This window comes from Streptomyces sp. SID486, from assembly GCF_009865385.1.
Lineage (GTDB): Bacteria > Actinomycetota > Actinomycetes > Streptomycetales > Streptomycetaceae > Streptomyces.
This window is the reverse complement of sequence record NZ_WWJT01000200.1, coordinates 1-4,437: the sequence shown is the minus strand read 5'-3', so window position 1 is coordinate 4,437 and position 4,437 is coordinate 1. Positions and strand designations below refer to the sequence as shown.

Genomic DNA, 4,437 nt, shown 5'->3' with positions numbered 1-4,437 from the left:
GGGGCGCTGCTGACGGGCCGGCTGTCCCTGCGCACCCACCCCTGGCTCGCCGGACACGCCGTACAGGGCACGGTCCTCCTTCCCGGGACGGCGTTCGTGGAGCTGGCGCTGCGCGCCGGGGACACGGTCGGCTGCGACCGGGTGGAGGAGCTGACGCTGGAGGCGCCGCTGGTGCTGCCCCGAGAGGGTGGCGTACAGGTGCAGGTGGTGCTGGACGGCCCGGATGCCGAGGGACGCCGGGAACTGTGCGTGTACTCGCGCAGGGACGGCGCTTCAGAAGCTGCCTGGACGCGGCACGCCTCCGGTGTGCTCGGCACCGACGGTGAAGAATCTGCGCCGGACGGTGACCTGAGCGTGTGGCCGCCGGTGGGCGCAGAGCAGGTCGAACTCGGCGATCTGTACCCGAGGTTGGCAGCCACGGGCCTGGTCTACGGCTCTGCGTTCCGCGGGCTGGGCGCGGCCTGGCGGCGCGGCGACGAGGTGTTCGCCGAGGTCGCCCTTGCCGAGGAGCAGCGTGCCGACGCGAGCCGGTACGGGCTGCATCCGGCGCTGCTGGACGCGGCGCTGCACGCCTGGCTGACGGACGGGGAGCGGGACTCCGGCACGATCCGGCTGCCGTTCGAATGGCGTGGGGTGTCGTTGTACGCGACCGGTGCCTCGTCGTTGCGCGTGCGGTTGGCGCCGGCCGGGGCCGACGGGATGTCGGTGCTCGTCACCGACGCGGCGGGTACGCCGGTCGCGAGCGCGGAAGCCCTGGTGACCCGTCCGGTCACGGCCGAGCAGGTGGCGGCTGCGGCGCCCGGAGGGGTGGGCGATGCGCTGTACCGCGTGGACTGGACCGAGATGTCCGGCGCCGTGGCCGCCCCGGTGGGCGCGGACGGCGGCTGCGCTGTCGTCGGGCCGCACTCCTCGGAGCTGGCCGGTGCCCTCAAGACGGCCGGCCGCACCCCCCAGGAGTACACCGACCCGGCCGATCTCGCCGAGCAGCTGGACTCCGGCTCCCCGGTGCCCGGACTGATCTTCGCCGCCGTCGCCTCGGGCGTCGAGGACGACGTCGTCACGGCGATGCGCGAGACGACACACCGGACGCTGGAGCTGCTGCAGGCGTGGCTGGCCGCGGACGGTCTCGACCGGGCACGGCTCGTCCTGGTGACCCGGGGAGCGGTGGCCACCGCTCCCGGTGAAGACGTGCACGACCTGCCGGCCGCCGCCGTGTGGGGACTGGTGCGGTCGGCACAGGCCGAGCACCCGGGCCGGTTCGTCCTGCTGGACGTGGACGACACCGATGCCTCGCTGGCCGTGCTGCACGAGGCGGCGCTGGCCGAAGAGCCCCAGCTCGCCCTGCGGGACGGCCGGGTGCGGGTGCCACGGCTGGCCGACGGAGTCGCCGAAGGGGTACTGGTCCCCGAGAGCGGCATCCCGGACGGCACACAGGCTGTCGTACCGGGCATGGCGGACGGTACACAGGCTGTCGTACCGGGCATGGCGGACGGTACACAGGCTGTCGTACCGGGCAGGGCGGACGGCACTCAGGCTGTCGTACCGGGCATGGCGGACGGCGCACCGGACGCCGTACCCGACGCCCGCCAGGACGGTGTCCCGGCCTGGCGGCTGACGGCCTCCGAGGACGGGACGCTGGAGGGCCTGCGGCTGCGGCAGGCACCGGACGCGACCCGCGAACTGGGCCGGCACGAGGTACGGATCGCCGTACGGGCCGCCGGACTGAACTTCCGCGATGTACTCCTCGCCCTGGGGATGTACCCCGACGCGGCCCTGATGGGCGGCGAGGGAGCCGGCGTGGTGGTGGCAACCGGGCCCGGAGTGACCTCGTTCGCCGTCGGCGACCGGGTGATGGGCATCTGGTCCGGCGGCTTCGGCCCGCTGGTCGTGGCCGATCAGCGGACACTGGCGCGCGTTCCGGAGCGCTGGACGTTCACCGAGGCCGCGTCCGTCCCCATCGTGTACGTGACCGCGCTGTACGCCCTGCGCGAGCTGGCCGCCGTACGTTCCGGCGAGTCACTGCTGGTGCACTCCGCCGCGGGCGGGGTCGGCATGGCCGCGGTGCAGCTCGCCCGGGCCTGGGACGTCGAGGTGTTCGCCACCGCCAGCCCCGCGAAGTGGGAGGCGCTGCGGACTCTCGGCGTGGACGACGCGCATCTGGCGTCCTCGCGCTCGCTGGAGTTCGCGAGCAGGTTCGGCGGTGACGGGGGCGGAGTGGACGTCGTCCTCAACTCCCTGGCCGGAGAGTACGTCGACGCCTCGCTGGGCCTCCTCCGCTCCGGCGGCCGGTTCGTGGAGATGGGCAAGACGGACGTCCGCGAGGCCGCCACCGTGGCGGCGGCCCACCCGGCGGTCGCATACCGGGCCTTCGATCTGGGCGAGGCCGGTCCCGAGCGGATCGGCCGGATGCTGGCGGAGATCCTCGACCTCTTCGCCCAGGGCCGGCTGCGGCTGCTGCCCACCCGGGTGTGGGACGTACGCCGGGCCCCGGAGGCGTTCCGGTACATGAGCCAGGCGCGCCATGTCGGCAAGCTGGTGCTCAGCGTTCCCCCCACCGGGCCGCTGCCCGACGGCACCGTCCTGGTCACGGGCGCCGCGGGCACACTCGGCAGGCTCGTCGCCCGCCACCTGGTCGAACGGCACGGGGTACGCAGCCTGCTGCTGGTCAGCCGGCGGGGGGAGGCCGCCGACGGCATGCCGGAACTCCGCGACGAACTGGCGGCGCTGGGCGCCACGGTACGGACGGCCGCCTGTGACGTCGCCGACCGCGACGCACTGTCGGCACTCCTGTCCGGCCTGCCGGACGGACACGGCCTGACCGGTGTGGTGCACGCCGCGGGCGTCCTGGACGACACCACGGTCGCGTCCCTGACGCCGGAGCGCCTGGGCACCGTACTGCGCGCCAAGGCCGAGGCGGCCTGGCATCTGCACCAGCTCACGCGCCGTTTCGACCTCACCCTCTTCGTCCTGTTCTCCTCGACGGCCGGTGTCTTCGGCTCCGCGGGCCAGGCGAACTACGCGGCGGCCAACACCTTCCTGGACGCTCTCGCCCAGCACCGCAACGCGCAGGGTCTTCCCGCCACCTCGCTGGCCTGGGGCCTGTGGGCCGAGCGCACGGGCATGACCGGCCACCTCAACCAGGCGGACCTGTCCCGCATGAGCCGCAGCGGCCTGCTGCCCTTCTCCTCACAGGAGGGCCTGGCGCTCCTCGACGCGGCGGGCGGTCTGGCCGAGGCCCTCGTCGTACCCGCCCGGCTGGACACGGCACTGCTGGCCGCAGAGGCCGCCCAGGGCGGCACCCCGCCGCCCGCCGTGCTGCGCGGTGTCGTACGACAGCCGGTGCCTGCCCGGAGGTCCCGTGTCCAGGAACCGCAACGCTCCGACGCACCGTCGCCGGCGCAGCGGCTGGCCGGGCTCGCCGCGCCGGAGCGGCGGCGGACGCTGCTGCGGCTGGTCCAGGAGCACGGCGCCACCGTGCTCGGACACGGTTCCGCGGTGTCCGTCGTCGCCGACCGAGGCTTCCTCGAACTCGGCTTCGACTCCCTCACCGCCGTCGAACTGCGCAACCGGCTCAACGCGGCCACCGGACTGCGGCTGCCCGCCACGCTGATCTTCGACTACCCGACGCCCGAGGCGCTCGCCGGACTCCTCGACGAGGAGCTGGCACCCGCCGCCCCGGCGGCCGAGGCGCCGGACACCTCTCTCACCGCCGAACTCGACCGCATGGAAGCCGCGTTGCGCGAGACGGTCGCCGACGGCGACACCGGCGCACGCGAGGTGGTGGCCGACCGGCTCCGGGAACTGCTGTCCAGCGTCTCCAGCTGGAGCGACGGCGGAACCCCGTCGGAGGCCGCGCCGGCCGCCGAACCCGACGCCTCGGCCGCCGTCGCAGACCACCTGGAGACCGCGGACGCGGACGAACTCTTCGCCTTCATCGACCAGGAGTTCGGCTCCGCGGAGGAGTCCTGATCCGCTTGACCGCTCCCGCGCCCACCGGTGCCGCCCCGCGCGCCGCCCTGCCCTTCCCGCTGTACGCCCAGCTTCCCAAGCACGTGAGGTCCTGATGTCGGAACAAGAAAAGCTCCTCGGTTATCTCCGTCGGGTCACGGCCGACCTGCATCAGACCCGCAACCGCCTGCAGGAAGTGGAGGCGGCGGCCCACGAGCCGATCGCGATCGTCGGAATGGGCTGCCGTTTCCCCGGCGGCGTCCGTGCCCCCGAGGACCTGTGGCGCCTGGTGTACGGCGAGGAGGACGCGATCACGCCGTTCCCCGCCGACCGCGGCTGGGACACCGACGCCGTCTACGACCCCGACCCCGACCGGCCGGGCACCACATACGCCCGCGAAGGCGGCTTCCTCGCGGAGGCCGGCGACTTCGACGCCGACTTCTTCGGCATCTCGCCGCGTGAGGCGACGGCGATGGACCCGCAGCAGCG

The 4,437-nt window shown here is 74.0% G+C and carries 2 protein-coding genes; both read left to right on the top strand.

The window, feature by feature from the left end; translation table 11 throughout:
* Positions 1 to 3,969, top strand: a 3,969-nt coding sequence (locus tag GT045_RS09870; protein WP_237538494.1) for an SDR family NAD(P)-dependent oxidoreductase, incomplete at its 5' end; no start/stop codon positions are given.
* A 94-nt stretch (positions 3,970 to 4,063) separates the two neighbouring features.
* On the top strand, positions 4,064 to 4,437 hold a 374-nt coding region (locus tag GT045_RS09865; RefSeq protein ID WP_161297705.1), incomplete at its 3' end, for a beta-ketoacyl synthase N-terminal-like domain-containing protein.